The 24,049-nt window shown below is 72.9% G+C and carries 25 protein-coding genes, 1 tRNA gene and 1 pseudogene; 11 read left to right on the top strand and 16 right to left on the bottom strand.

Annotated elements, in window-relative coordinates; genetic code table 11:
• Positions 1-26: 26 nt before the first annotated feature.
• A complete protein-coding gene (locus ACGFIR_RS03420) occupies positions 27-587 on the bottom strand; it encodes a type 1 glutamine amidotransferase domain-containing protein (RefSeq protein WP_393000762.1) in 561 nt (186 codons plus the stop codon).
• Positions 588-701: 114 nt separating this feature from the next.
• Between ACGFIR_RS03420 and rfaE2 the strand changes: the two genes are divergently transcribed.
• Genes rfaE2 through ACGFIR_RS03405 form a run of 3 tightly spaced genes read left to right on the top strand, consistent with a single transcriptional unit; the run spans position 702 to position 4,158 of the window.
• A complete protein-coding gene (rfaE2, locus tag ACGFIR_RS03415; RefSeq protein WP_393142980.1) occupies positions 702-2,495 on the top strand; it encodes a D-glycero-beta-D-manno-heptose 1-phosphate adenylyltransferase in 1,794 nt (597 codons plus the stop codon).
• Positions 2,492-3,370, top strand: coding sequence for a glycosyltransferase family 2 protein (locus ACGFIR_RS03410; protein ID WP_393142978.1), 879 nt, complete (start codon positions 2,492-2,494; stop codon positions 3,368-3,370). The genes rfaE2 and ACGFIR_RS03410 overlap by 4 nt, the downstream gene beginning before the upstream one ends.
• Positions 3,371-3,414: 44 nt before the next feature.
• Positions 3,415-4,158 carry a DUF1963 domain-containing protein gene (locus ACGFIR_RS03405; RefSeq protein WP_393142976.1) on the top strand — a complete coding sequence of 248 codons (744 nt, stop codon included), beginning with the start codon at positions 3,415-3,417 and terminating at the stop codon, positions 4,156-4,158.
• Positions 4,159-4,217: 59 nt separating this feature from the next.
• Here ACGFIR_RS03405 and ACGFIR_RS03400 read toward each other — a convergent pair whose 3' ends face one another.
• The 3 genes from ACGFIR_RS03400 to ACGFIR_RS03390 form a co-directional block, all read right to left on the bottom strand.
• Complete coding sequence (locus ACGFIR_RS03400) at positions 4,218-5,339, bottom strand: glycosyltransferase family 9 protein (RefSeq protein ID WP_393142974.1); 1,122 nt, start codon at positions 5,337-5,339, stop codon at positions 4,218-4,220.
• A gap of 8 nt (positions 5,340-5,347) precedes the next feature.
• Complete coding sequence (locus ACGFIR_RS03395; RefSeq protein WP_393142972.1) at positions 5,348-5,896, bottom strand: Hsp20/alpha crystallin family protein; 549 nt, start codon at positions 5,894-5,896, stop codon at positions 5,348-5,350.
• A 61-nt stretch (positions 5,897-5,957) separates the two neighbouring features.
• A complete protein-coding gene (locus ACGFIR_RS03390) occupies positions 5,958-6,464 on the bottom strand; it encodes a DUF2231 domain-containing protein (protein WP_393142970.1) in 507 nt (168 codons plus the stop codon).
• A gap of 145 nt (positions 6,465-6,609) precedes the next feature.
• Here ACGFIR_RS03390 and ACGFIR_RS03385 point away from each other — a divergent pair, with 145 nt between their 5' ends.
• The 4 genes and pseudogenes from ACGFIR_RS03385 to ACGFIR_RS03370 form a co-directional block, all read left to right on the top strand.
• Entirely contained in the window at positions 6,610-7,227 is a 618-nt protein-coding gene (locus tag ACGFIR_RS03385) for a pyridoxamine 5'-phosphate oxidase family protein (protein ID WP_393142968.1), read from the top strand.
• 226 nt (positions 7,228-7,453) lie between these two features.
• Positions 7,454-8,185: a winged helix-turn-helix domain-containing protein gene (locus ACGFIR_RS03380; RefSeq protein WP_393142966.1), complete on the top strand. Its 732-nt coding sequence runs from the start codon at positions 7,454-7,456 to the stop codon at positions 8,183-8,185.
• Positions 8,186-8,271: 86 nt separating this feature from the next.
• The gene (locus ACGFIR_RS03375; protein ID WP_393001397.1) at positions 8,272-9,474 is read left to right on the top strand and encodes an MFS transporter; all 1,203 of its coding nucleotides are present in this window, start codon (positions 8,272-8,274) and stop codon (positions 9,472-9,474) included.
• A gap of 187 nt (positions 9,475-9,661) precedes the next feature.
• A pseudogene (locus tag ACGFIR_RS03370) lies at positions 9,662-10,111 on the top strand (SRPBCC family protein); the annotation flags it as partial.
• Positions 10,112-10,514: 403 nt separating this feature from the next.
• Here the strand turns inward: ACGFIR_RS03370 and ACGFIR_RS03365 are convergent.
• Both ACGFIR_RS03365 and ACGFIR_RS03360 read right to left on the bottom strand, forming a co-directional pair.
• Complete coding sequence (locus ACGFIR_RS03365) at positions 10,515-10,919, bottom strand: VOC family protein (RefSeq protein ID WP_393000780.1); 405 nt, start codon at positions 10,917-10,919, stop codon at positions 10,515-10,517.
• Between the two features lie 75 nt (positions 10,920-10,994).
• A complete protein-coding gene (locus ACGFIR_RS03360; protein WP_393142964.1) occupies positions 10,995-11,540 on the bottom strand; it encodes a DUF4240 domain-containing protein in 546 nt (181 codons plus the stop codon).
• 107 nt (positions 11,541-11,647) lie between these two features.
• Between ACGFIR_RS03360 and ACGFIR_RS03355 the strand changes: the two genes are divergently transcribed.
• Positions 11,648-12,112 carry a hypothetical protein gene (locus ACGFIR_RS03355; RefSeq protein ID WP_393142962.1) on the top strand — a complete coding sequence of 155 codons (465 nt, stop codon included), beginning with the start codon at positions 11,648-11,650 and terminating at the stop codon, positions 12,110-12,112.
• Positions 12,113-12,148: 36 nt separating this feature from the next.
• On the opposite strand, the gene ACGFIR_RS03350 is transcribed toward ACGFIR_RS03355, so the two are convergent.
• From ACGFIR_RS03350 to ACGFIR_RS03340, 3 genes are all read right to left on the bottom strand, one after another.
• Entirely contained in the window at positions 12,149-12,271 is a 123-nt protein-coding gene (locus ACGFIR_RS03350) for a hypothetical protein (RefSeq protein ID WP_393142960.1), read from the bottom strand.
• The gene (locus ACGFIR_RS03345) at positions 12,268-12,501 is read right to left on the bottom strand and encodes a hypothetical protein (protein ID WP_393142958.1); all 234 of its coding nucleotides are present in this window, start codon (positions 12,499-12,501) and stop codon (positions 12,268-12,270) included. The genes ACGFIR_RS03350 and ACGFIR_RS03345 overlap by 4 nt, the downstream gene beginning before the upstream one ends.
• Positions 12,502-12,668: 167 nt before the next feature.
• The gene (locus ACGFIR_RS03340; protein ID WP_393142956.1) at positions 12,669-13,196 is read right to left on the bottom strand and encodes a hypothetical protein; all 528 of its coding nucleotides are present in this window, start codon (positions 13,194-13,196) and stop codon (positions 12,669-12,671) included.
• 125 nt (positions 13,197-13,321) lie between these two features.
• Here ACGFIR_RS03340 and ACGFIR_RS03335 point away from each other — a divergent pair, with 125 nt between their 5' ends.
• The gene (locus ACGFIR_RS03335) at positions 13,322-13,507 is read left to right on the top strand and encodes a hypothetical protein (protein WP_393143736.1); all 186 of its coding nucleotides are present in this window, start codon (positions 13,322-13,324) and stop codon (positions 13,505-13,507) included.
• 17 nt (positions 13,508-13,524) lie between these two features.
• Here the strand turns inward: ACGFIR_RS03335 and ACGFIR_RS03330 are convergent.
• Positions 13,525-13,598, bottom strand: a tRNA-Thr gene (locus ACGFIR_RS03330).
• 4 nt (positions 13,599-13,602) lie between these two features.
• Between ACGFIR_RS03330 and ACGFIR_RS03325 the strand changes: the two genes are divergently transcribed.
• Entirely contained in the window at positions 13,603-15,480 is a 1,878-nt protein-coding gene (locus tag ACGFIR_RS03325; RefSeq protein ID WP_393143734.1) for a metallophosphoesterase family protein, read from the top strand.
• A gap of 43 nt (positions 15,481-15,523) precedes the next feature.
• On the opposite strand, the gene ACGFIR_RS03320 is transcribed toward ACGFIR_RS03325, so the two are convergent.
• Together ACGFIR_RS03320 and ACGFIR_RS03315 are read right to left on the bottom strand one after the other, a co-directional pair.
• Positions 15,524-16,531 carry a hypothetical protein gene (locus ACGFIR_RS03320; protein WP_393142954.1) on the bottom strand — a complete coding sequence of 336 codons (1,008 nt, stop codon included), beginning with the start codon at positions 16,529-16,531 and terminating at the stop codon, positions 15,524-15,526.
• Positions 16,519-17,499, bottom strand: coding sequence for a LuxR C-terminal-related transcriptional regulator (locus ACGFIR_RS03315; protein ID WP_393000919.1), 981 nt, complete (start codon positions 17,497-17,499; stop codon positions 16,519-16,521). The genes ACGFIR_RS03320 and ACGFIR_RS03315 overlap by 13 nt, the downstream gene beginning before the upstream one ends.
• Before the next feature lie 241 nt (positions 17,500-17,740).
• Here ACGFIR_RS03315 and ACGFIR_RS03310 point away from each other — a divergent pair, with 241 nt between their 5' ends.
• A complete protein-coding gene (locus tag ACGFIR_RS03310; protein ID WP_393142952.1) occupies positions 17,741-21,691 on the top strand; it encodes a S8 family serine peptidase in 3,951 nt (1,316 codons plus the stop codon).
• A gap of 85 nt (positions 21,692-21,776) precedes the next feature.
• Here ACGFIR_RS03310 and ACGFIR_RS03305 read toward each other — a convergent pair whose 3' ends face one another.
• From ACGFIR_RS03305 to ACGFIR_RS03290, 4 genes are all read right to left on the bottom strand, one after another.
• Entirely contained in the window at positions 21,777-22,511 is a 735-nt protein-coding gene (locus tag ACGFIR_RS03305; protein ID WP_393142950.1) for a stage 0 sporulation family protein, read from the bottom strand.
• A 112-nt stretch (positions 22,512-22,623) separates the two neighbouring features.
• Positions 22,624-23,310, bottom strand: coding sequence for a hypothetical protein (locus tag ACGFIR_RS03300; protein ID WP_393000925.1), 687 nt, complete (start codon positions 23,308-23,310; stop codon positions 22,624-22,626).
• Entirely contained in the window at positions 23,310-23,615 is a 306-nt protein-coding gene (locus tag ACGFIR_RS03295; RefSeq protein WP_393000927.1) for a hypothetical protein, read from the bottom strand. Before ACGFIR_RS03295 ends, ACGFIR_RS03300 begins: the two co-directional genes overlap by 1 nt.
• Before the next feature lies 1 nt (position 23,616).
• Entirely contained in the window at positions 23,617-23,946 is a 330-nt protein-coding gene (locus ACGFIR_RS03290; protein ID WP_393000929.1) for a YbaB/EbfC family nucleoid-associated protein, read from the bottom strand.
• Positions 23,947-24,049: the final 103 nt, after the last annotated feature.

Here is a 24,049-nt window from a genome sequence, read left to right as displayed (position 1 = left end):
CCACCGGCCCCACGACCGACGACGGGTCAGCGGGACGAGTGCGGGCCTCCGGCGAACTCTTCGACGATCCTCGCACAGAAGGCCGGCAGATCGTCCGGCTTACGGCTGCTGACCAGGCCGCCGTCCGCGACGACCTCCTCGTCGACCCAGTCCGCGCCGGCGTTGGTGAGGTCGGTGCGCAGGCTGGGCCAGGAGGTGATCCGGCGGCCCCGCACCACGTCCGCCTCGACCAGCGTCCACGGCCCGTGGCAGATCACCCCGACCGGCTTGCCGGCGTCGAAGAACGCCCGGACGAAACGCACCGCGTGCGGATCGGTCCGCAGGAAATCCGGGTTCGCCACCCCGCCGGGCAGCACCAACGCGTCGTAGCCGCCGGCGTCCGCGTCGGCCGCCGTCACGTCCACGTCGTACGTCTTGGACTGGTCCAGGTGGTTGAAGGACTGGATCGTGCCGGGCTTGAGCGAGACCAGCTCCACCGTGGCGCCGGCCTGCTCCACCGCCTCGCGGGGCTGGACGTACTCGACCTCCTCGACGCCGTCGGCGGCCAGGAACGCGATCCGCTTGCCCTGAAGTGTCGTCGCTGCCATCTCGGTGTCTCTCCTCTCCGGGGTACCCTCCGTCCCTTCCCGGGGCCCGGTGCCCGAAACCCCTCCCCGATGGCGGCAGGTTTGGCCAGGATGCCCCGGGGGACCCGGGACGGCATGGCAGGAGGAGCAGCGGAACAGCGCCGGCTCGCCGCGGTGGTGGAGGGCTGGCTGGGTCGTACCGTCCTGGTCGTCGGTGACGCCATGCTCGACGAGTGGCGCTTCGCCGACTCCGACCGGCTCTGCCGGGAGGCGCCCGCCCCGGTCCTCACGCTGCGCCGGCGGATCTCCGCAGCCGGCGGGGCGGCGAACACGGCCGTCAACGTCGCCGCGCTCGGGGGCCGGGCGGTGCTGGTGGCACCGGTCGGCGCGGACGTGGCCGGCGACGAACTGCACGACTGTCTGGACCGGGCCGGCGTCTGGGACCGTACGGTCGCCCAGCACGGCCGGCCGACGCCGGTGAAGCGGCGCATGCTGGCGGGCAACCAGATCCTGCTGCGGGAGGACTCCGGCGACGCCGACGACGCGCTCGACGACGACGGGGTGACGCGGCTGCTCACCGCGCTGGACTGCGCCACCGAGGAGCTACGCGCCGCCGGTGGCGAGGCGCCCACCCTGGTGGTCTGCGACTACGGCCTGGGCGCGCTGCCCGCCGCCGTCCGCGCCTGGCTGGTGACCAACCGGGAGCGGTACGCCACGGTCGCGCTGGACGCCCACGACCTGGCCGACTGGCGCGGTCTCGCCCCGACCGTGGTGACGCCCAGCTTCGCCGAGGCGACCCGGCTGCTCGCCCGGGCCGGCGGAGCCCGGCCGGCGCCCCACGCCGGGCTGCACCTGGACCACTCCGACGGCGACCGGGCCGACGGACCCTCCGAGCTGACGGTGGGCGTCTCCCCGGGCGGCGCCGGGGCGCACCACGCCGCCCACCGTCCCGGCCCGACGAACCCGACCGGCGAGCCGTCGGCCGGCGAGGGTCGGGTGGCGATGACCGGCGACGGGCTCACCGTGACCGGCACCGGCGTCACCGTGAACGCCACGGCCGGCGAGGGCGTCGACCGGGCCGTGCTCGCCGAGTCCCGCCTCGCCGAGCTGCGCGCGCACACCGGCGCGGACGTGGTGGCGGTGACCCTGGACACCGACGGCGCGGTGGTCGGCGGGGCGGACGGCGAGCCCCGGCGCAGCCACAGCACCCCGGTGCCGGCCAGCCACGCGGTCGGGGCGGGCGACGCGTACCTGGCGGCGATGACGCTGGCGCTCGCCGCGGACGCGCCGCTGCCCACCGCCGCCCAGCTGGCCCAGCTCGCCGCCACCATCACCGTCTCGGACACCGGCACCTGCGTGTGCCGCCGCGACGACCTGCTCGTCGCGCTGGACGCACCGGTCGAGCGGGCGGGCCACCGGGCGCTGGTCGACACCGACGGGTTGGCCGCCGTCGTCGCGGAGCACCGCCGGGCGGGCCGCTCGGTCGTCTTCACCAACGGCTGCTTCGACGTGCTGCACCGGGGCCACGTGCGTTACCTGGAGCAGGCCCGCGCGCTCGGCGACCTGCTGGTGGTGGCGGTCAACTCCGACGGCAGCGTACGCCGGCTGAAGGGCCCGGACCGGCCGGTGAACCCGGTCGAGGACCGGATCGCCCTGCTCGCCGCGCTGGCCTGCGTCGACCACGTGGTGGTCTTCGAGGAGGACTCCCCGACGGAGCTGATCGAGGCGGTCCGCCCCGACGTGTACGTCAAGGGCGGCGACTACCCGCCGGAGATGGTGCCGGAGGCGCCGCTGGTGCGCCGGCTCGGCGGGCAGGTACGCACCCTCGGTTACGTACCGGACCGGTCCACCTCGGCGATCATCGACCGGATCCGGGCGCACGGCCATGAGCCGCAGGAGGACACCTCCCTGACTCCCGAACCGTCGTGAACCGCCCGCTCGACCCCGGCACGGCCGACGGGTTCCGCGCGCGACGCCTGCTCGACGTGCTGATCCCGACCCGCAACCGCCCCGCCGAACTGGCGGTCACCCTCTCCGGGCTGGCCGCCCAGGAGGGCGTACCCGGCTTCGGGGTGGTGGTCAGCGACCAGTCCGACGGCGACGCCGCGTACCGGCACCCGGCGGCGGCCACCATGGTCCGGGCGCTGCGCCACCGGGGGCACCCGGTGCTGCTGACCCGCCGGCTGCCCCGGCGCGGGCTGGCCGAGCACCGGGCTTACCTGCTGGCCGCGTCCGCCGCCCGGTACGTGCTCTGCCTCGACGACGACGTCTGGCTGGAGCCGGGCACGCTGCGCCGGCTGGTCACCGCCATCGGGGAGTTGGGCTGCGGCTTCGTCGGCAACGCGGTGCACGGGCTGTCGTACGCCGAGGACGTCCGGCCGGAGACGCACCGGCACTACGAGGAGTGGGACGGCCCGCCCACCCCGGAGCGGATCCGCCCCGGCACCCCGGAGTGGGAGCGGGCGTCGATCCACTCGGCGGCGAACCTGCTGCACGTCACCCGGAAGCTGGACCTGCCGGCGGGTGCCTGGCGGGCGTACAAGGTGTCCTGGGTCGGCGGCTGCGTGCTCTACGACCGGGCGAAGCTGCTCGACGCCGGTGGCTTCGACTTCTGGCGTCGGGTGGACGAGAAGCACCAGGGCGAGGACGTCGCCGCGCAGCTCGCCGTGCTGGCGCGCTTCGGCGGCGCCGGCGTCCTGCCCAGCGGCGCGTACCACCTGGAGTCGCCGACCACGGTCACCGACCGCGAGGTGGAGGCGTGGGAGGTCGTGCTCGCCGACGAGGACGCGCCTCAGCGGGTGTGAGTGCCGGTCCTCGGTTGTCTCACCCCCTTGCCACAATGCGGTCCGTGAATGAACTGGAAGCGTTTCGCGCCGCTGCCCAGAAGAAGGGAATGCCCGACGACGCCATCGACTGGTGGCTGCGCCTCGCGCGCCCCTGCCTCTATCTGGAGAAGGACGGCAGCGGCCCGGTGGTCGGGCACTTCGGCGGCACGCCCTCGCTGCCCGCCTCGGTGGCCTGGCCGGACGACACCGTCCACCTGGCCTCGATCGACCTCGCCGCGCTCCCCGACGGCGCGCTCGACCTCGACCTGCCCAGCGACGGCACCCTGGTGTTCTTCGTGACGCCGGAAATGCCCACCTACACCGGTCAGGTGATCCACGTGCCGGCCGGCGCGGCGGTCGCCGAGGCGGAGTCGCCCTCCGGCTGGGACCCGTACGACCGTTTCCCCCTGCACGCCACGCCGAACTGGAGCCTGCCCGAGCGCCCTTCCGTCACTCCGGGCTACACCTGGGGCGACCGCGACGACGAGCCCGACTACCGGAGCATCGTGTGGAGCCTCGGCGACGAGCACGACGGCGACGAAGTAATCGTCCTCGGTGGTCACGGGCTGTCGAACACCGGTGGCCTTGGCGTTCCCGTCAACGAGGAGAGGGGAGAGGTGCTGCTGGCCGAGTTCTTCCTGAACGAGGAGAAGGTCGGCGACGACTTCGAGACCGACTACGCCACCGTCTACTACACGATCACCCGCGAGAGTCTGGCTGCCGGCCGCTTCGCGGAGGTCTCCGTGAACGCCGACTTCCACGGCTGACCTGCGGCACAGCCGGTCACCGGTCGTACCAGCCGGGCGGCCCGTCTCCGACGGGCCGCTCAGGGTGCTCCGGGCTGCGGGCGGAGCAGTTCCCGGGCCGCCTCCACGACCTCGACCACCGGCACGTCGGTGACGAAGGAGTCCCGGTGGGGGCACTCGCCGTCGCCGGGGCGGTGCGGGTAGATGCCGGGGGTGCAGTCCACCCCGCAGACCGGGCAGAGCACCGTCCACGAGCTGATCGGCCGGTGCCGGCCGCGCAGCAGGTTCGCGACCGTGATCAGGTTGCCGACCCAGTAGATGCCCACGGTGGCGGTACCCACGGCGGCGGCCAGGTGCAGGGGCCCGGTGTCGTTGGAGACCACCAGCTCGCAACCTGCGTAGCAGCCGGCCAGCCCGCCGAGGCTGAGCGTGCCCACCTGTGGCCGCACCGGCACCCCGGCCGCCGCGACCACCCGGTCCACCACGTCCTGTTCGGCGGCGGTGCCGGTGACCAGCACCTCGTACCCGTCGCCGACCAGCTCGCGGGCCACCTCGGCGAAGCGTTCGGCGGGCCAGCGCCGGCGGGTGTCCGTGGCGCCGGGATGCAGCGCCACCCTCGGCCGCCGCGCCGGGCCGAGCACCTCGGCCACCTCGGCCCGGTCGGCGTCGGTCACGGCCAGCGTCGGGACGATCGTGGTGGCGCCCGCGCCGACCAGGCCCGCCACCTCCAGGTAGCGGATCACCTCGTGCTGGTAGTAGACGTACCGGATCCAGCGGTCCAGCGGCGGCGCGTCCTCGGCGCGCAGCCCGGCGGTGACCCGCGCGCCGAGGGCGGCGACGAACGGATTGGAGTTGGCGCCGCCGCCGTGCAGTTGCAACGCCAGGTCGAAGCGTTCCTGGCGGGCGGCGGCGAGGAAGTCGTCCAGCGCCGGCTCCGGCTCGCCCGGATCGGGGCCACGGATCCCCGGCACGGGCGGCACCACCAGCACGCGGTCCACGGGCCCGGGCCGGTCGCGCCAGAGCTTCGCGTGCCACGGCGCGCCGAGCAGCACGATCTCCGCCTCCGGGTACGCGGCCCGCAACGCCTCCAGCGCCGGCAGGACGAAGATGAAGTCGCCGAGCGCGTTGGCGCGCAGCACGGCGATCCGCTCGACGTCGGGCACGCGCCCGGTCGCCGGGCCGAGCAGGTCCGGGGTGACCACGGGCGGCGTTACGGCCGGTCGGTCTCGTCGAGGGCGATGTCCGGGCGGTGCATCTCCCGGTCCGCGGCCGGGTCGACGACGCTCGGCGTACCCCCGGCGGGGTTGGTGGGGCGGGGACCGGTGCGGCCGACGGTGATGGTGCGCGGCGCGGGCCGGGCGGCCCGGGGCAGTCGCACCCGGAGCAGGCCGTGGTCCATGACCGCGTCGATGGCGTCGGGGTCCACGCGGGACGGCAGGTCGACCCGGTACTCGAAGCCCCGGGTCTCGAAGCCGCCGGGGATGCCGTGGTCGGCGTTGACCTCGGCCTCCGAGCGGGCCCGGACGCAGAGCTCACGGTCGTCCAGCTCGACCGCCACCTCCTCCGGCGCCACCCCGGGCAGCCGCACCACGACCTCCCAGCCGTCGGCGGTCTCGGTCAGCTCGACGTCCGGCGACCCGGTCCGTCCGCCGACCAGCCGGCGCAGCTCCGAACGCAGGGACTGGAGTTCGCCCATCGGATCCCAGCCCTGCTGTCGACCGCGCCAGCCCCGCCCGGCCCCACCGCCCTGTTCGCTCATGACGCCCCTCCGCCGATGACTCGCTCGCTCAAGACGGTCCTCCCGTCCACGGCCCGGCCACTCATCGGGCCTCGCCGATCCGGTGGCTGGCCGCCGAGGGACGCAGTGAGCTGGGCGCGTCCAGCCCCGCGTCCCGGTCCACGCCGACGCCGAGCCGGTCGACCAGTTCGCCGCCCAGCCACGCGCTCACGCCGAGGATGGCCAGCGCGACCACCTCGATGGCGATCAGCGCGCCGCCGGCGGCCCGCGAGTCGGCGTTGAGCCGGACCACCCAGACCGCGGCGAAGAGCAGGATCACCGCGACGTTGGCGGCGGCGTGGGTCAGCGCCACCCGCTTCGCGCGGGTGGCCGACGGGATGGCCAGCAGGTCGAACGTCCCGGCCAACGCGGCCAGCAGGCCGCCGACGAGGCCGACGGTGATGTTCCAGTACGCGACCTCGCCGAGGAAGTCCGGCCCGCCCACGGTGTCCACCAGGTCGAACAGGACCGCGGTGACCAGCAGGGCGACCGGGAACATCACCAGCATCGGGTGGACGGGATGGCCCAGCACCTTGAGTCGGCTCTCCATCAGGCCTCCACTGCTCGGTCTCTCCGGGCGCGCGGTTGAGGCGGTACCCCCGCCTCACGGTGGGAAACCTCGCGCTGGTCACGCTCTCCTAGGCTGGCCGCAGGTGGCGCGCCGCCACCGGGGTCAACGCGTGGAGGAGGATCACGTGACGGTGGAGATCACCTCGCACGACGAGCTGCGCGGGTTGCTGGGGTTGCCGACGCCACGGACGCTCGCCAAGGAGCGGCCCGTCCTGCACCCACGGGACCGGGAGTGGCTCGCCGCGTCGCCGTTCTGCCTGATGGCGACGGCGGGCGCGGACGGCAGCTGCGACGTCTCGCCGAAGGGCGACCCGCCGGGCTTCGCCCGGGTGCTGGACGAGCGGACCATCGCCGTCCCGGAGCGGCCGGGCAACCGGCGCGCCGACGGCTACCGCAACATCCTGGACAATCCGCACGTCGGGTTGATCTTCCTGATCCCCGGGCGCACCGACACCCTGCGGATCAACGGCCGGGCCCGGCTGGTCCGCGACGCTCCCTGGTTCGACGAGATGGTGGTCGAGGGGCATCGCCCGGTCCTCGCCCTGGTGGTGGAGATCGAGCAGATCTTCTACCACTGCGCCAAGGCGTTCCTGCGCTCCCAGCTGTGGCAGCCGGAGAGCTGGGAGCCGGACGTGCTGCCGTCCCGGGCCCGGCTTATCAAGGAGGTCGAGAACCCGGCGGAGAGCCTGGCCGACCTGGAACGCCACTACGGCCCGGGGTACGCGGCCACCATCTACAGCTGACGCCTGCCGGTCGAGCGTGGCCACCCGCCGCAGCGTGGGCAGCCCTCGGAAACCCGCTGCGGCAGCGCCCTGGTGATCAGGACGCCATGGACGCTACCCAGCGCCTTCAACGTCCACGGCGTCCTGATCAACTCTGGCGGACGCGGTGTCGGGCGGTCCTTCCCCGGGGTGGGTGGTGGCGGCCGGGGTGTTGCTAAAGGGTTCTTTATAAAGATAGCTTTAGCGTATGTCGTTACCCGAAGTGAAGCTCTCCGATCCCAAGGCCCTACGGGGCTACGCGCACCCGCTGCGGATGGCGCTGATCGGGCTGCTGCGCCAGCAGGGTCCGATGACCGCGACCCAGGCTGCCGAGCGGCTCGGCGAGAGCGTGCCGAACTGCTCCTTTCACCTCCGGCAGCTCGCCAAGTACGGGCTCGCCGAGCGGGCACCCGGCGCCGACGCCCGCGAGCGGCCCTGGCGGGCCACCGCCCTGAACACCTCCTGGGACGACACCTCGAACGACCCGCAGACCCGGGCGGCCATCGACGAACTGAGCGCCGTCCAGCTCGCCCTCTACGTGCGCAAGGCCGAGGAGTTCCTGGCCCGACGCGCCGAAGAGTCGACGGCCTGGCGGGCGGTCACCGGCTTCGGTGACCAGCAGGTGTACGTCACCGCCGAGGAGATGGCCGCGCTGAGGGCGCGGATCGACGACCTGCTCACCGAGTACGACGACCGGCTCGTCGACCCGACGAAGCGCCCGGCCGGCAGCCGGAAGGTCAGCCTCATCCGCCTGGACGTCCTGGCCGACCCGCCGCCCACCGGTGCCCCCGCCGACGCCCCCAGCCCGACGGCCGGCGCCAACAGCCCGAGGGCCGGCGCCAACGCGGTCACCGTTGGCGCCGGCAGCGGCGGTGACGGAGAGCCTCCGGTCAGCGGAGCGGAGGCCCGCAACCCCGGTGAGCGGGAGGGCGACCGGTGAGCGGTCAAGCGACCGACGTTCCGGTCGCCGTCCCGCCCGGCGGTCCCGCCCGGCGCGGGCCGCTGCCCCGGCTGCTGCGCGAGCGGATGTTCCGCCGGTACTGGTCGGCGCAGACCGTCTCGTACTTCGGCGACGAGATCTCCACTCTGGCCCTGCCACTGCTGGCCGTGCTGGTGTTCCAGGCGAGCCCCGCCGAGATGGGCTACCTGACCGCCGCCGCGCTCGCCCCGAACCTGCTCTTCTCACTGCTCGTCGGCGCCTGGGTGGACCGGTACCCGTACAAGCGCCGCCTCATGATCCTCACCGACGTCGGGCGGGCACTGCTGCTCACCGCCGTGCCGGTGGCGTACCTGCTGGACCTGTTGACGATGCCGCAGCTCTACGTGGTGGCATTCGCGGTCGGCACGCTCGCCGTGATCTTCGAGGTCGCACGGGGACCACTCTTCGTCTCCGTCGTCGGGCGTCCCGACTACGTCGAGGCGAACACCCTGATCAACGGCAGCCGGGCGATGTCGCTGGTGGCCGGGCCGAGCATCGGCGGCGTTCTGGTGCAGGTGCTCACCGCCCCGATCGCCCTGGTCGCCGACGCCCTGTCGTACGTCGTGTCCGCGTACTTCCTGGTGCGGATCCGGCCGACGGAGCCGCCGCCCGAACGCGGCGGCGGGCTGGCCCTCGGCGCCGGGCTGGGGTTCATCGCGCGGATGCCGATGATGCGCGCGCTCCTGCTCGGCACCACCACCGTCAACCTGTTCAACTTCATGTTCGTCGCGCTCTTCGTGCTCTACGTGACGCAGGATCTCGGCCTCTCGCCCGGCCTGCTGGGCGCGGTGCTGGGCGCGAGCGCGGTGGGCGGCCTGATCGGCGCGGCGCTGACGGGCCGGCTCGTCCGCCGGTTCGGCGTCGGACCGACGCTGCTGGCCGGATTCGTCCTCTTCCCGGCCCCCATGTTGCTCGTCCCCCTCGCCGGCGGGCCGACACCGCTGGTGGTCGGGATGCTCTTCGCCGCCGAGTTCCTCTCCGCCCTCGGGGTGATGCTGCTCGACATCACGGTCGGCTCGGTGCAGACCGCGCTCACCCCACAGTCGCTGCTGGCCCGGGTGGCCGGGGCCCGGCGCACCGTCAACTACGGCATCCGGCCGATCGGCGCGCTGCTCGGCGGCGCGCTCGGCACCACCCTCGGCGTACGGCCGGCGCTCTGGATCGCGACGGCGGGTGCCCTCGCCGGGGTGCTGTGGGTGCTCTTCTCGCCGGTTCCCCGCCTGCGCGGGCTCCCGGAGCAGGCGGACTGACCGGCTCTTCCGGTCCCGGGCGGCAGCCGGTTCCGCTCCGCCGGCCGATCGGCCGGATCGCCGCTGTCCGAAGTGGTGCCTCGGCAGGTCGGGCGATTGAGCGTCCACGACGGGGGTAGGAGTTCGATTGACGAGGACGGCTCTTGACACCGAACGGAGCGGTTCGACCTGACGAGGAGGATTGCCAATGACCACGAAGGTCGAGAAGTCCATCGAAGTACAGGTTCCGGTCAGCACCGCGTACAACCAGTGGACGCAGTTCGAGGAGTTCCCCCGCTTCATGGGCGGCGTGCGTGAGGTGCGCCAACTCGACGACAGGCGGATGCACTGGGTGGCCGAGATCGCCGGCGTCCAGCGCGAGTGGGACGCCAAGGTCCTGGAGCAGGTGCCCGACCAGAAGGTGGCCTGGGCGGCCACCGAGGGCGTCACCAACGCCGGCGCGGTCTACTTCCAGCCCGTCGGCGCCGACCGCACCATGGTCCGGCTGCACCTGGAGTACGAGCCCGAAGGCCTGATCGAGAAGGCCGGCGACAAGCTCAACATCATCGAGCGGCAGGCCGAATCCGACCTGCGCAAGTTCAAGACGTACATCGAGGAGCGCGGCGTCGAGACCGGCGCCTGGCGCGGCAGGGTCGACAGCGGCATCGGGGTCGGCACCCCGGGCGTCGAGCACGCGGCGGCCACGCGCGGCGACAGCGGCAGCGCCGGGGTGTCCGGTAAGGCCGTGGCGGCGGGCGCCGCCGTGGCCGGGGCGGCAGCGGCCGGAGCCGCCACGGCCGCCAAGCGCCGCTCCGACGCCGACGACCGGCCGACCACCACCGTCACCCCCGACACGGAGTACGTGGTGACCGAGACCGAGGTCGTCCCGGGGCCCGGCAGCGCCGGCTACCCGCACCGCACCCTCTGATCTCTCGTACGCCTGCCCTGTCGACGGACGGTCCGGGTCATCACGACCCGGGCCGTCCGTGTCCTGCTCGGTCGCGGCTCGGTGGCGTCGGCGCGACTCGGCGAGCAGCGCACGCTCGGCGCGGTGGGCGGCGTCAGCGCGATTCGGCGAGCACCGTCCAGAGGTGGCCGTCCGGGTCGGCGAAGGTGCCCGTGTAGCCCCACGGCTGCGGGCCCGGCTCGACGACGACCTGCGCGCCTGCGGCCCGGGCCCGCCCGACCAGCTCGTCGACCTCGGCCGGCGTCGCGGCCGGGAGGCTGACGACGCACTCGCTCTGCCCGCGCCCGGCCACCTCGTGGTCGCCGATCACCCAGCCGAAGCCGCCGGTGGGGACCAGCATGACGCGGAGACCGTCGTTGAGGGCGTACTGCAAGGGCTCGGGAACGCCGTCCTCGGCCGGCTCGCCGACGGCCTCCAGCCCGAGCCCCTCCGAGTAGAAGCGGTACGAGGTCGGACGATCGGCGATCGGCAGGGCGACGACGACGGGCGCGTACTGCATGAGGCTCCTCAGGTTGGCGATCACGGTAAGTGTGCGGGTCGTCGCGGGCCCACACCCGGCAGCGGCGCGCGGGCGTCAGGCGCTCCAGCCGGCCGGATTGGTGCAGGACTCCCGGGAGATGCCCGAGCCGGTCTCCGGCCAGCCGCCGAAGCGCTTGTCGTGCAGGCGGGCGAAGAAGTAACACATGGCCTCGCACTCCCCGTCCGGGACGGCCACTGCGGGATTCGCGCTGACCGCCTCGTAGAACTCGCGCCCGAGAGCGACGACGAAGCCGCGGCAGTAGAGGAAACCGTCGTCGGAGCCGTCGGTCACCTCGTGCACGTCGGCCCGGTCGATGTCGTGCAGCTTGCGCTCGACCACCCGGTCCAGGTCGGTCAGCTCCGCACTGGACAGTTCGGCGGTGAGCTGCCGGAGGCTGTCGAGGAACGGATCGAGCCACGGGTCGAGGGCGTAACGGCCGTCGTCATCGTCGTCGGACTCCGGATCACGGGTCAGCAGCGCCCGGCGCAGCGCGGCAGGCTCGGGGCCGAGCCGCTCCCAGGCGGACTCGACGAGCGCCCAGAAGCAGGCCTCGTCCTCGGCGCTCGGCAGCTTGCCGACGCCACTCGTCAGATCGGTCACGGCGGCAGCGTAACGACCACGGCCGACATCCTCGCCCGTCCGTTCCGGCCGGCCGGGCTGCCCGGCGCCGTCGCGGCCGTACGGGACCCTGGGGCAGACTTGGCCCCGTGCGACCCCAGCCGCTCATCCGCAAGGTGCGTTTCGAGATCCGACCATGGGACGACGGTCCGGACCCGGCACGCGAGTTGTTGCCGTACGTCGACGAGGTGAGCCTGGTGGAGCTGGTTTCGGGCTACGAGCACGCCGCCGGTCACGATGTGCCCGGCCAGTACGCCGGGCTCGTTCTCGACCGCTTCGCCTTCGGCGACCTGACCGCCTACCTCAGCGGCCGGCCGGACTCCGCCCACCGGGCCGGGAGCGGCACGATCGCCCTGCTCGGTTGTGACTGCGGCGAGGTCGGCTGCTGGCCGCTGAACGCCCAGGTGGTCGCCGCTGACGACGTGGTGACGTGGCGTGGCTTCGTCCAGCCCTACCGCCCCGGGCGCGACTACGCGGACTTCGGTCCCTTCGTGTTCCGCCGCGACCAGTACGAGCGAGCCGTCCGCGAGGCCGTCACCGCGTCCGCTCGTTGACGAGGGCCGGGCACCTCAGGCGGACTGGTGGTCGCGCTACTCCTTCACCGGCACGTCGTGAAACGACCGCCGGGACGATGCGGGCAGCAGCAACAGGCCGACGAGCACTGCCGCGCCCTCGATCTGCAGCAGCCCGAGCGCGCCAGCCTTGGTGATCACGACGACACGACGCTGGCGGTCGAGAAGACGGTCGTCCAGAACCGGGCCCGGCCGCTACCACGCAACAGGCCGTAAGCCAACGCCAGGAGAAGAAGCACCCCTGTCAACCCGGTGGCGAGGGACGGGCCATTCGTGAACATCATCGACGCGGGGAGCACGGCCGCCACGAGCAAAATCACGGAGGCGGCGGCGACCGGCACAGGTACGCGTCGCTGACTTCGCTCGATCATCGGCTCATGGTAGGCGTCGTTCGCCAGGTCATGAGCCCCCGGTCGCATCAGAATAGGCTACCCGGCGAGCTGTGCGGACGAGCTTCTAGCAGCGGAAACCCCTCTCGACATCTCTCACACACTTTGTGGTCCATGGAAGGCTGGCGGGTCCTTGGCGGGTCGCCCTGTCAGCCGTAGTCGCCTGCACAAGACACGTAGAGAGAAAGAACCACTAGCTGGCCAGACGCCACAAGAGCCCGCTCGTCGGTGGGCAGCTTCTTGAGGTTCCATCCGTCAAACGGTTCACGGTCACGCTGGTACCGATAAACCACTACCTCACAATTACCGCTTGCCGCGCTAGCTCCTTCACCCTCTAGGAGCCGATCCCACACCACATTGGTTCCGTCGGCAGGCTTAAGGGTGAGCGCAGGGCCTGAGAAGACCTCGCCCGCCTCGATGTGGCTCGGGCCGATATAGATGTACTCCAGGTTGCAGTTACAGTTACCCTGGCCGCCCTCACCCACTTTGCGGTACGCGGCGTCAACCTGCACCTGGCTCAGATACTCGTGGGCGTGCTTTGCACCGTCCGGCAGCAGTAGTACCAGCACCCCAAGGCAGCCGACCAGCCCTACCAGCAACGAGCCGGCTGAAACGCATGCAATGACAATCCAGGCCCGTCCGCGCTGGCTCATGGCTCGCCCCTTCTCGCTGGCCACGGGGGACAATACTGGAACGTGGGCCATCGAATCTGTAGCGGATCTCCTCGTCGGGCAGTCGTAGACCGTCCAGCCTCCCCGGACGGGGACAAGGTGGAGGCGCCAACATCAAGGCGGTGCAGCGGATGCTCGGGCACGCCTCGGCGTCCATGACGCTGGACGTGTACGCGGGCCTCTTCGGTGACGACCTGGACGCCGTCGCCAACCGGCTGGACGAGGCAGTGGCGGCGCGGCATGAGGACTATCTAAGGACCGGCACCACAACCGGCGGCGTGACCGACCTCGGGAAACGGCGAAGCCCAGGTCTCTGACCTGGGCTTCTTCACCGAGCCGCCTGACGGAATCGAACCGTCGACCTACGCATTACGAGTGCGTCGCTCTAGCCGACTGAGCTAAGGCGGCAACGATCAGCAAGTGTACGGCACGACCCGCCGCGCGGCCGAGCGGGTTCCCCATCCGGACATCGGGGCCCGAACCGTCGCCCGCCGGACAGCGACCGCCGCCCGCCGGGACTACGCTGCGGCGGGTGAACGACGATCGCGCCCCCGACGTGGATCCGCAGGACGGCGCGGCGGAGAGCCCGCACGCGAGCGAGGCGGGCGGCGGGCGGGCGGCGCGTCGGCCGGGCGGCACCGATCCCCGGGAGCTGGGCTTCACGCCGCGCAAGCCGGTGCCGTGGCTCGCGCCGTTCCTGCTGATCAGCACCGGCATCCGTACGCTGCTGGCGATGCTCTTCGGGGCGTACCTGGACAAGCGGGAGCTGCAGAACTCCCTCGATGCGGGCATCGCGCGGCAGGTCGGGCCGGACGGCGGCCTCTGGCTGGACTACGTGGCCGACCTGGGCGACGGCTTCAACGCCACCTACTCGGTGGCCTACCTGATCGCCCAGCGGGAGCTGGCGGTCGACGGCCACCGGCTGCCCCGCGCGCAGACCCTGGTGATGGGCGGCGACCAGGTCTACCCGTCGGCGGCGTTCGAGGCGTACGAGGACCGCTGCAAGGGGCCCTACCAGGCCGCGCTGCCGGTCACGCCGCCCGAGCGGCCCACGCTCTTCGCGGTCCCGGGCAACCACGACTGGTACGACGGCCTGACCGCCTTCCTGCGACTCTTCGTCCGGTCCCGGGACCGGCACTTCGGGGGCTGGGAGACGGGCCAGTCCCGCTCGTACTTCGCCGTCGAGCTGCCCGCCGACTGGTGGCTGCTCGGCCTCGACGACCAGTCCGGCTCGTACCTCGACGATCCGCAGCTCACCTACTTCGACCGGGTCGCCGAGCGGCTGGGCCCGCAGAGCCGGGTGATCGTGGCCGTGCCGGCGCCGACGTGGGTCAAGGCCGTCGACCATCCCACGGCGTACGACTCGATCGACTACTTCATCCGTACGATCGTCGCGCCCACCGGGGCCCAGGTGCGGCTGTTGATCTCCGGTGACCTGCACCATTACGCCCGGTACGCCGGCCCGGAGCGGCAGCTGATCACCTGCGGGGGCGGCGGCGCGTACCTCTACCCGACGCACCAGCTCCCGGAGCGGATCGAGGTGCCGCCGCGCGACACCCTCGCCCGGCGGGCCAGCGCCTCCCACCCGTACGAGTTGGCCGGCAGCTACCCGGACGCCGCGCGCTCCCGGCGGTACGCCTGGGGGATCTTCCCCCGCCTGCCGCTGCGCAACCCGGGCTTCACCACCCTGCTGGGCACCCTGCACACGCTGCTGATGCTGGCGATGGCCGGGGTCGCGAGCAACCCGGAGGGCACCGAGCAGCGGCTGTTCAGCGTGCCGCTGATGGCGATGCTGATCGTCACTATGCTCGGCGCGGCGTTCTTCGCCAAGCCGCCCAGCTCGGGCGGGAAGCGGCACGCCCGGCACTGGATCCTCGGCGTGGGCCACGGCCTGGCCCAGATCGGGCTGGCCGCCGCCGGCACCTGGGCGTGGCTGGCGCTGCCCTTCTACGACTGGCCGTGGCCGCTGCCGGCCGCCGCCGCGGCGGTGCTCTACGGGCCGGTGATCGGGCTGGTGGCGAGCCAGTTGGTGGCCGCGTACCTGCTGGTGGCGGGCGCGTTCGGGGTGAACGTCAACGAGCTCTTCGCCGGCCAGGGCATCGAGGACGCGAAGGCGTTCCTGCGGCTGCGCATCGACCCCGACGGCGCCCTGACGATCTATCCGATCGCCGTCGACCGGGTGGCCCGCGACTGGCAGGTCAACCCCGACGAGTCCCCCGAGTCCTCCTGGCTGGTCCCGAGGCAGCCGCTGCGCCCCCGCCTGGCCGAGCCTCCCGTCACCATCACCTGAGGCGCCCCGGTTTCCGCCGCGGCCGGCAGCCGGGGCCGCCGGCTCACCGTCGCTCATCGGGCAGCGACGGCCTGCCGCCACCCGCGGGGCGGGAGGAGAGCTGGCGGAACGCCGCCTGGACGCCGGCCTGGAACCGGGTGCGCGCGCCGAGGTCGCTCATCAGCGTGGCGATCCGCCGTTGCACGGTGCGGTAGCCGACGCCGATCTGGCGGGCGATCGCCTCGTCGGTCAACCCGGACAGCAGCAGCACCACCAACCGCCCGTCGTCGATCTCGGTGCCCCGGTTCCGGCCCTCGCCGCCGCCGCGCTGGGCGGGCAGGTGCAGTGGCACCGCCCGGTTCCAGAGGCTGTCGAACAGCGTGCGCAACGCGTCGAGCAGCGCCGACGGGTGGACGATGATGGCGCTCTCCTGCCCGATGGGACCGGGCTGCATCGGCAGGATCGCCCGCTGGTCGTCGGCCATGTACATCTTCATCGGCAGGTCGGGCAGGACACGAGCCTGCTGCCCGGCGCGGATCAGCTCCTCGATCGTGGGCAGCCCACCGCTCTCCTCCACGGCCGTACGGTCGTAGATGCAGCGGGACTGCACGCCGGCGGCGAGCAGTTCCCGGTCGGTCGCGGCGGTGCTCTGCAGGTGGACGTACGGCGGCTTGTCGAAGCAGCACAGCTCCCGTCGGGCGCTGCGCTGCACCTGGTTGACCGCCTGCTCCATCGCGCGGCGACCCCGCACCACCTCGACGACGTGTGGGTCCACGTCGGCGCGGGCCTCCCGGTACGCCTCCGTGAGCCGCAGGACGTGCTCGTGCGTCCGCTCCAGGGACGCCTTGCGCTCCTGCAGGAGCCCGGCGACGACGTCGGTGGCGGACGCGGTGTACCGGGGCGGGGTTCCGGGCTGGACGCCGACCAGGCCGGCGGCCTCCAGCCGGGCGAGCGCGTCGGCCAGTCGGCCCGGCCCCGACCACATCGCGGCGAGCTCGGCGAGGGTGGTGCCGGGGCGTTCGAGCAGCAAATCGTAGGCCGTCTCCTCGGCGTCGCCGATCAGTTCGTACACAGCTCCTCCCGCTCTTCGGCGGTCAGCCAGCCGCGCTGGACGGCCTGGTAGCCGGCCTGGAACCGGGTCACCGCGTCGAGCCGGGCGAACAGCCGGTTCATGTGCCGGCGGACGGTGCGCGGGTGGCGGCCGAGGTGTTCGGCGACGTCCTGTTCGGTCAGTCCGGCAACCAGCAGCGCGAGGAGGTCACGTTCGAGGTCCGACGGCGCGTCCGGGTCCGACTCGACCCGCTGCCGGACCCCCACGTCCAGCGGCACGGCCCGCTCCCACAGGCTCTCGAAGAGGGCCGACAGTGCCGACAGCAGGACGGAGTCGCGGACCAGCAGACAGGTCTCCAGCGCGAGGTCCGGTCGCAACGGTACGAGGCCGACCTGCCGGTCGCAGAGCATCAACTTCATCGGCACGTCCGCGACCCGGGCCTGCTCACCCGCGGAGACGAAGCGGGCGAGCTGGGCGAGGCGCCCCGGGATGGCCACGCCCTCCCGGTCGTAGATGGTGCGCATCCGTACCTCCCGACGCTCCGCCTCCTCGGAGGGCGATGCGAACGCGTTCAGGTACGGCGGCGCGTCGAAGATCAGCAACTCCCGCTCGGCGCTGCATCTGAGCTCCTGGAAGGCGGCGTGGATGGCGGCGCGGCCGTGCAGCACCTCGACCAGTTCCGAGTGTTCGGCGGTGGCGGCTCGCTGGAACCGGTCGGCCATCCGGGTCACCCGCTGGCGCAGCTCGCGCAGGGACTCCCGGCGTTCGGACAGCAGGGAGCCCAGCGCGACGTCGGGTGCCACCGCCGTCCACCGGGGAGGCTGACCGGGCAGCCGGGTGGCCAGGCCCAGCTCGGCCAGGCGCGCGAAGTCGGCGGTCCCGGCGACGTCGGCCGACACCGGGTCCGGGCTGGCGACCAGTGACTCGTAGAGGGCCTGCTGCCCGGGGGACAGGCCAAGGTCGGGGATCGACCGTTGATCATCCCGCATCCGGTCATGCTGCCCCTGCCCGGCGGTGGCGACAAGGGTCGCGCGGTTGCTCGTCTGACCGCGTGATCTGGTCCGTACCCACCGTCACCTGGGCCGGCGAGGGTCCCTTCCGGAGGGTGCCCCATTCACGCCAGTGGCGTGAACCAGGCAGACGGATGGCTTCCGTGACGCCGGAGCCGCTGCGAAGCTCCACGGAACGCATCCGTTCCCCCTGCGTACACCCCTTTGGAGAGGAATATTCATGTCGAGCCTGATCCAACGGCGATCACGGCGTGGCGGGGTCGCCTGCGGCCTCGCCGTCGCGGTGGCCGTCGCCACCATCGGGGTTCCGTCACCGGTGACCGCCGCACCGACGGCCGGCGAACCGGAGCCGACCACGACGACCACCGGCACCGGCGATGGCCTCGAGGCGACCGTCACCCTGATCACCGGCCACCGGGTGCGGTACGCGGAAGGAACGGACGGCCGGAGCAGCGCCACGGTGATCAGTTCGCCGGACGGCCCCGCCGCGGCGGACGGTTTCCGTTCCTACTCGGACCCGACCGGGGTCTACGTGATTCCCCAGTCGGCGCAGGATCTGGTGGCCAGGGGCCTGCTGGACCGGGAACTGTTCGACGTGCGGTACCTGGCCCGCAACGGGTACGGCGACGACGCCGCCCGGACGATGCCGGTGATCGTGAGCTACGGCGCCGGTGCGACGGCCCGGAAGGCCGCCCCGGCGGCGTTGCCCGGCACCACCGTACGGCGTGACCTGCCCAGCGTGGCCGGCGCGGGCCTGGTCGTGGACAAGGCCCGGACGGATGAGTTCTGGACCGCGCTGACCGGTGGCGCCGACCGGGCCGCCGCTGCCCGTGGGCCGGCGGCGGCGACCGCCGCACCGGCGCTGGGCTCGGGAGTCGGCAAGGTGTGGCTGGACCAGAAGGTGCAGGTCGACCTCGCCGAGAGCGTGCCGCTGATCGGTGCGCCGCAGGCGTGGGCCGCCGGGCTCGACGGCACCGGGGTAAAGGTTGCGGTGCTCGACACCGGCATCGACGCCGACCACCCGGACGTGCGGGGCAAGGTCGTCAGCTCGAAGAGCTTCGTGCCGAACGTCGAGTCGGTGGCGGACGGGCACGGCCACGGCACCCACGTCGCGGCCACCATCGCCGGCACGGGCGCCGGCTCGGCCGGGGCGCGCAAGGGCGTCGCCCCCGGCGCGGACCTGCTCGTCGCGAAGGTGCTCGACGACGCCGGCAGCGGCGACATGTCGTGGATCATCGACGCGATGGAGTGGGCCACCACCAGCGGCGCGAAGGTCGTCAGCATGAGCCTCGGTGGCGCGCCGACCGACGGCACCGATCCGGCCAGCCAGGCGGTCAACCGGCTGACCGCCGAGACGGGCACGCTCTTCGTCATCGCCGCGGGCAACTCCGGCCAGGAGAACACCGTCGGCGCCCCGGGTGCCGCGGACGCGGCGCTGACCGTGGGTGCGACCTCGAAGACGGACGAACTCGCCAGCTTCTCCAGCCGTGGCCCCCGGCTCGGTGACCGGGCCATCAAGCCGGACATCTCCGCCCCCGGCGTGGGGATCGTCGCCGCCCGTGCCACCGGCACCTCGATGGGCACCCCGGTCGACAACCTCTACACCTCGGCGAACGGCACCTCGATGGCGACTCCGCACGTGGCGGGCGCCGCCGCCGTGCTGGCCCAGCAGCACCCGGACTGGACCGCCGCCCAGCTCAAGCCGACGCTGATCGGCACCAGCAAGGACAACGGCCACACCGCCTACGAACAGGGCGCCGGCCGGCTGGACCTGGCCCGCGCGGTCCGCCAGCAGGTCACCACCAGCACGGTGAACGTCGACTTCGGCACCGTGTCGCCGAACACCGAGCCCCGCATCGAGCGGCAGGTCGGCTACCACAATCCCACCGACCAGCCGGTCACCCTCACCCTGACCCCGACGCTGCGCAGAGTCGGCGGGGGCGACGTCACCGGCGCCCTCTCCACGCCCGCCTCGGTCACCGTGCCGGCCCGCGGCACCGCGCAGGCCACGCTGACCCTCGACGCCACCGGGCTCGACATCGGCAGCTACACCGGGTCGTTCGTCGCCACCGACGAGGCCACCGGGACCCGGCTGACCCTCGCGGTCGGGCTCATCCGACAGCCGCCGATGCGTCAGGTCACCACCCGGATCCTCAGCCGGCCCGGCGAGCCCCTCGCCATCGGCGCCGCCCCCTGCGATTTCCGCAACCTCCGGGACGACACGAACTACCAGGTCATGATGTCCGTCCCGCTGGGCGGCAAGGACATGCAGGGCACCGGATACGTCCCGGACGGCGAGTACCACGTGAGCTGCTGGGGCGCCTACTGGGGCGACGGGAGGTCGTTCCGGCACCAGGCCTGGATCGAGGACCCGCAATACAAGATCACCGGGAACACCACCATCGAGTACGACCTCGCCCGCGACCTCGTGGAGGTCGAGAAGATCGACACGCCGCTGCCGAGCGAGGCGGTGCACCGGGCCATGGGCAGCAGCTTCTCCACGGCGTCCGGCGCCAACTACGCCAGCATCTGGTACAGCGGTCCGGGGCACGCGTACAGCTGGCGGACCCACGTCGTACCGACCCGGGTCAAGCCGACCATCGGTGACTACTGGACCTGGTTCGAGCAGTTGCTCGCCGCGCCGGAGGCCACCACCACCGTGCACGGCAACGGCCGGGTGAAGGTCAACCCGACGTACCTGACCGACGCCGAGTTCGCGCCCAAGTTCACCACCGACCAGCGGCTCCAGCTCGCCAGCCGGGCGGACCTGCTGGCCGGGCGGGACGTCAGGGGCAAGCTCGTCTTCCTCGACACCCCGGCCGACGTCTGGTACGTCGACGACATCGAGCGGGCCACCGAGGCCGGAGCGGCGGGCGTGCTCCAGTACTTCGCCGGCCGCAACGATCCCGGCTCCTACGAACAGATCCCCCCGTACGACGTCGTCAAGCCCCGGCTGCCGCTGCTGTGGCTCGACGGTGACCAGGGGGCGAAGGTGGCGAAGGTGCTCGCCGGTGCGAAGCGTCCCTTCGTCGACATCGACGCCCAGGTCGTCAGCCCGTACGAGTACAAGCTGCGCCACCACACCGAAGGCCGGATGCCCGCCAAGCCGGTCGGCAGCGTCCGGCACCGGGACCTCGTCCAGGTGCGCAGCGAGCAGCACGCCCAGGTCTCCGCGCCGCAGTACGAGACGAACGCGCACGAGGTCAGCCACACGTACTCTCCCGGGCAGAACTTCAGCGCCAACGCCGCGCACGCCTACAACGTGCCGGTCGCCCGGACCGAGTACTACAACACGTCCGGTCCGGAGATCCTCTGGGCGCGGTACTTCACCGTGCGCAACCCCGCCGACGGGGCCAGCCGAGGCTCCGACCACGTGGGCATGTTCCCCCGGCCGGTCACGAGGACCGAGAAGATCCACCAGCCGCCGGTCGTGCTGGGCACCCTGCCGAGCCACCCGTCCCTGTCCAGCACCTGCATGGGCTGCCGGGACGGGGACACCATCTACCTGCTGGAACGCTCATCGTCAGCGGCGGACCTGACCAGTTCCGTCTCCGGCGCCCGACAGGTGCAGGCGACCCTCGAACGCGACGGCGTCCCCGTCACCCCGAATCCGCCACCAGGCCGGGGGACGAACTTCATGCACTGGACCGTGCCGTCGACGCCGGGCCAGTACACGCTGCGCACCGTCCGCCAGGACAACTTCTCCGGGCAGAACCTGGCGAAGCGGATCGCCACCGACTGGACGTTCCGGTCGACCAGCGCGACCGGCACCGTGCAGGAGCCGGCGTCCTGCTACACCGAGCAGATCCGCATCGGTAGCGGCCGGTGCGACTGGCAGCCGCTGATCCAGCTCGAACACGACTTCGACCTGTCGCTGACCGACACCACGATGGCCGGGCGGGCGTACCGGTTCGAGGTCACCCCGCACGCCGCGCCGAACGCTCCCCGGATCGCCGGGCTGCGTACGTGGGTGTCGTACGACGACGGGGCCACCTGGAAGCAGGCGGTCGTCGTGCCGGGGCTCGGCGGCAGCTACCACGCGTTGGTCGTACACCCGAAGCTGGCCGGGACCAGCGGTGCGGTGTCCGTACGCACCGAGGCGTGGGACCGGTCGGGCAATCGCGTCTTGCAGACCATCGACCGCGCCTACGGTCTCACCGACGTCCGGTAACCGGCAATCCCGTACACCGGTCGCCCTCCGCGTTTCCGGCGCGGAGGGCGACCCTCTTTCCACGTCGGCGCGCCGCGTCCGCCCGTCAGGCGGGGCTGGTCCGGGTGTCGTACGCCCGGCGAGGGCCGCACGAGCCGGCCTTGCTGCACTCCTTCAGGAAGGTGCCGCCACCCGAGTAGAGCGGGTGTTCGTACTTGAGGCAGCACATCAGCCGACCACACGCGCCGGAGATGCGCAGCGGGTTGAGCGGCAGGTCCTGCTCCTTCGCCATCCGGATGGTGACCGGCTCGAAGTCGGTGAGGAAGGTGGCGCAGCAGAGGTCCCGGCCGCAGGAGCCGATGCCGCCCTGCACCCGCGCCGAGTCCCGGGCGGAGAGTTGGCGCAGCTCGACCCGGCAGTGCAGGGTGGCGCCGAGGTCCCGGACCAGCGCCCGGAAGTCCACCCGGTGGGGGGCCGTGAAGTAGATCGTGCTCCGCTCGCCGCCACCCTCGGCGGCGGCGAGGACGTGGTCGATCGCCACCACCTTCATCGGCAGGGCGTGCTCCCGGATCAGCCGCTTCGCCGCGACCTTGGCCTCGGCCTTGCGGCGGCGTACCGCCTCGTCGCGGCGGAGGTCCTCCTCACCGGCCAGGCCGGCCAGCCGGGGAAAGCCGTCGGTCTCCTCCGTGACCCACTGCGCCGCCCAGACGCACTCGGCGACCTCGGGCCCGTCGTCGGTCGGCACCAGCACCTTGTCGCCGACCTGGGGGCGGAACTCGCCCGGGTCCAGGTAGTAGAGGCGCCCGTACCGCTGGAAGCTGACCGCGCAGAGCATGCCCATGCCTCACACCCTACGACGCGGGGACCGGGGCCACCGGGCCGGCAGTCGCCGCCCGACTACGGCACGTGCGCCCGGAGCGGCCGCGCTCGTGGTTGCGGTCACCGAGTGCGCGTCACCAGCCGACGCGGGTGGGGGTGTCGTAGCGGGGGCGTTCGGTCACCGGCGCCCGCCAGCGGGCCTCGGCGAGGCTCGGCGCCCACTGGCGCAGCAGGGTCTCCGCCCCGTCGTACGCGACGCAGAGCACCGCCAGCACCCGCGCGGCGATCTCGGCGGCCTCGGTCCCGCCGGGCCCCGCCGCCCCACGCTGCCCCGCGACCCCCGTCGGCAACGACGTCGCGGCGACCACGGTCACCGCCTCGGCGCAGCGCAGGACGTCGGCCAGCGCCCGGGCGAGGGCGAGCCGGCTGCCCTCCACCCAGTCGGCGAGCGCGTCGGCGTAGCCGGCCGTCGACTCCAGCCGGCCGACCAGGCTGTCCGGCCCCTCGTCGAGGTGGCGCAGCAGCGCCGCCCGCGCCTGCCCGTACGACGACGCGGCCGGGCCGGACCAGAGCACCGGGTCGGTCAGCGCGGCGCAGGCGTCGTCGTAGCCCCGGATCAGGCGGCGCGCGCTGTGCCCGGCGGCAGCCAACGGCGCCGGATGCAGGTCGAGGAAGTTGCGGACCGCCTCGCCGGGGAGCACCTGCATCCGCCGCAGCAGCGGCCACACGCGGTGGCCCTCGGGGGCTCCGGCGGCGAGCAGCGTGTCGACGCGGCGGAGCAGGTCGAGGCCGGGCTCGGCGAGCCGGTCCAGCGCGTCCATCACACCTCCCCGGTCAGCCGGTGGTGCGCGGCGCGGTCGACGTCGGCGTAACGGTCGGCGGCGGCCCGCACCGCCGTCGCGGCGGCGGCCAACCGTTGGGCGGCGGCGTGCGCCTCCCGGGCCCGGTCGCCGGTGGCGGCGGTCCACTGCCGGTGCAGGGCCCGCCCGATCTCGCCGGGCCGGCCGGGAGCGTCGGCGCCGAACGCGACCTGGGCCGGGTCACCGGCGGTGACCGTGCGGGACACGGTGGTCATGGTCTCGCTCGCCGCGTCGAGCCGGGCGGCGAGGGCGCGCAGGCTCTCCATCTCAGGCTCCCGCCAGCGGCCGGTAGGCGGCGAAGGTCTCGTTGTGCAGCTTCTCCCGGGCCCACTGGGCGGCGTCGGCAGCCGCGGTGACCGCCGCCTGCACCGAGCCGGCGACGTCACGGGGGTTGCGGGTGTGCAGCGGGCCGAGGAACCGCACGTCGGTGATCCGCCCGCCGGCGGTGACGATCACCTCCACCAGCCCGTCGGGCGATCGGACGGTCACCTCGACGGTCGACACCGCCTGGTCGAACTCGGCCTGAAGGGACTCGATGCGGCGGTAGCGCCGCACCGCCTCCTCGATCCAGGCCTCGTCGATCTCCCCCCGCGGCATCGGCGGACTCCTCCCGAGCAGGAAATCACTGTGCGTGCCGCCACCGTCACCACGGCACACCGGACCGTACCGCACAGCAATCGCGCGTGTCGATGCCTGTGGA

The organism is Micromonospora sp. NPDC049051, from assembly GCF_043197575.1.
Classification (GTDB): Bacteria; Actinomycetota; Actinomycetes; order Mycobacteriales; family Micromonosporaceae; genus Micromonospora.
This window is presented reverse-complemented; position numbering and strand designations above follow the sequence as displayed.

Coding starts and splice junctions, on each gene's coding strand:
- ACGFIR_RS03420 (WP_393000762.1), bottom strand. CDS start 587: ATGGCAGCGACGACACTTCAGGGCAAGCGGATCGCGTTCCTGGCCGCC.
- rfaE2 (WP_393142980.1), top strand. CDS start 702: ATGGCAGGAGGAGCAGCGGAACAGCGCCGGCTCGCCGCGGTGGTGGAG.
- ACGFIR_RS03395 (WP_393142972.1), bottom strand. CDS start 5,896: ATGAGCGAACAGGGCGGTGGGGCCGGGCGGGGCTGGCGCGGTCGACAG.
- ACGFIR_RS03390 (WP_393142970.1), bottom strand. CDS start 6,464: ATGGAGAGCCGACTCAAGGTGCTGGGCCATCCCGTCCACCCGATGCTG.
- ACGFIR_RS03380 (WP_393142966.1), top strand. CDS start 7,454: ATGTCGTTACCCGAAGTGAAGCTCTCCGATCCCAAGGCCCTACGGGGC.
- ACGFIR_RS03375 (WP_393001397.1), top strand. CDS start 8,272: ATGTTCCGCCGGTACTGGTCGGCGCAGACCGTCTCGTACTTCGGCGAC.
- ACGFIR_RS03365 (WP_393000780.1), bottom strand. CDS start 10,919: ATGCAGTACGCGCCCGTCGTCGTCGCCCTGCCGATCGCCGATCGTCCG.
- ACGFIR_RS03345 (WP_393142958.1), bottom strand. CDS start 12,501: ATGATCGAGCGAAGTCAGCGACGCGTACCTGTGCCGGTCGCCGCCGCC.
- ACGFIR_RS03335 (WP_393143736.1), top strand. CDS start 13,322: ATGCTCGGGCACGCCTCGGCGTCCATGACGCTGGACGTGTACGCGGGC.
- ACGFIR_RS03315 (WP_393000919.1), bottom strand. CDS start 17,499: ATGCGGGATGATCAACGGTCGATCCCCGACCTTGGCCTGTCCCCCGGG.
- ACGFIR_RS03310 (WP_393142952.1), top strand. CDS start 17,741: ATGTCGAGCCTGATCCAACGGCGATCACGGCGTGGCGGGGTCGCCTGC.
- ACGFIR_RS03305 (WP_393142950.1), bottom strand. CDS start 22,511: ATGGGCATGCTCTGCGCGGTCAGCTTCCAGCGGTACGGGCGCCTCTAC.
- ACGFIR_RS03300 (WP_393000925.1), bottom strand. CDS start 23,310: ATGGACGCGCTGGACCGGCTCGCCGAGCCCGGCCTCGACCTGCTCCGC.
- ACGFIR_RS03295 (WP_393000927.1), bottom strand. CDS start 23,615: ATGGAGAGCCTGCGCGCCCTCGCCGCCCGGCTCGACGCGGCGAGCGAG.
- ACGFIR_RS03290 (WP_393000929.1), bottom strand. CDS start 23,946: ATGCCGCGGGGGGAGATCGACGAGGCCTGGATCGAGGAGGCGGTGCGG.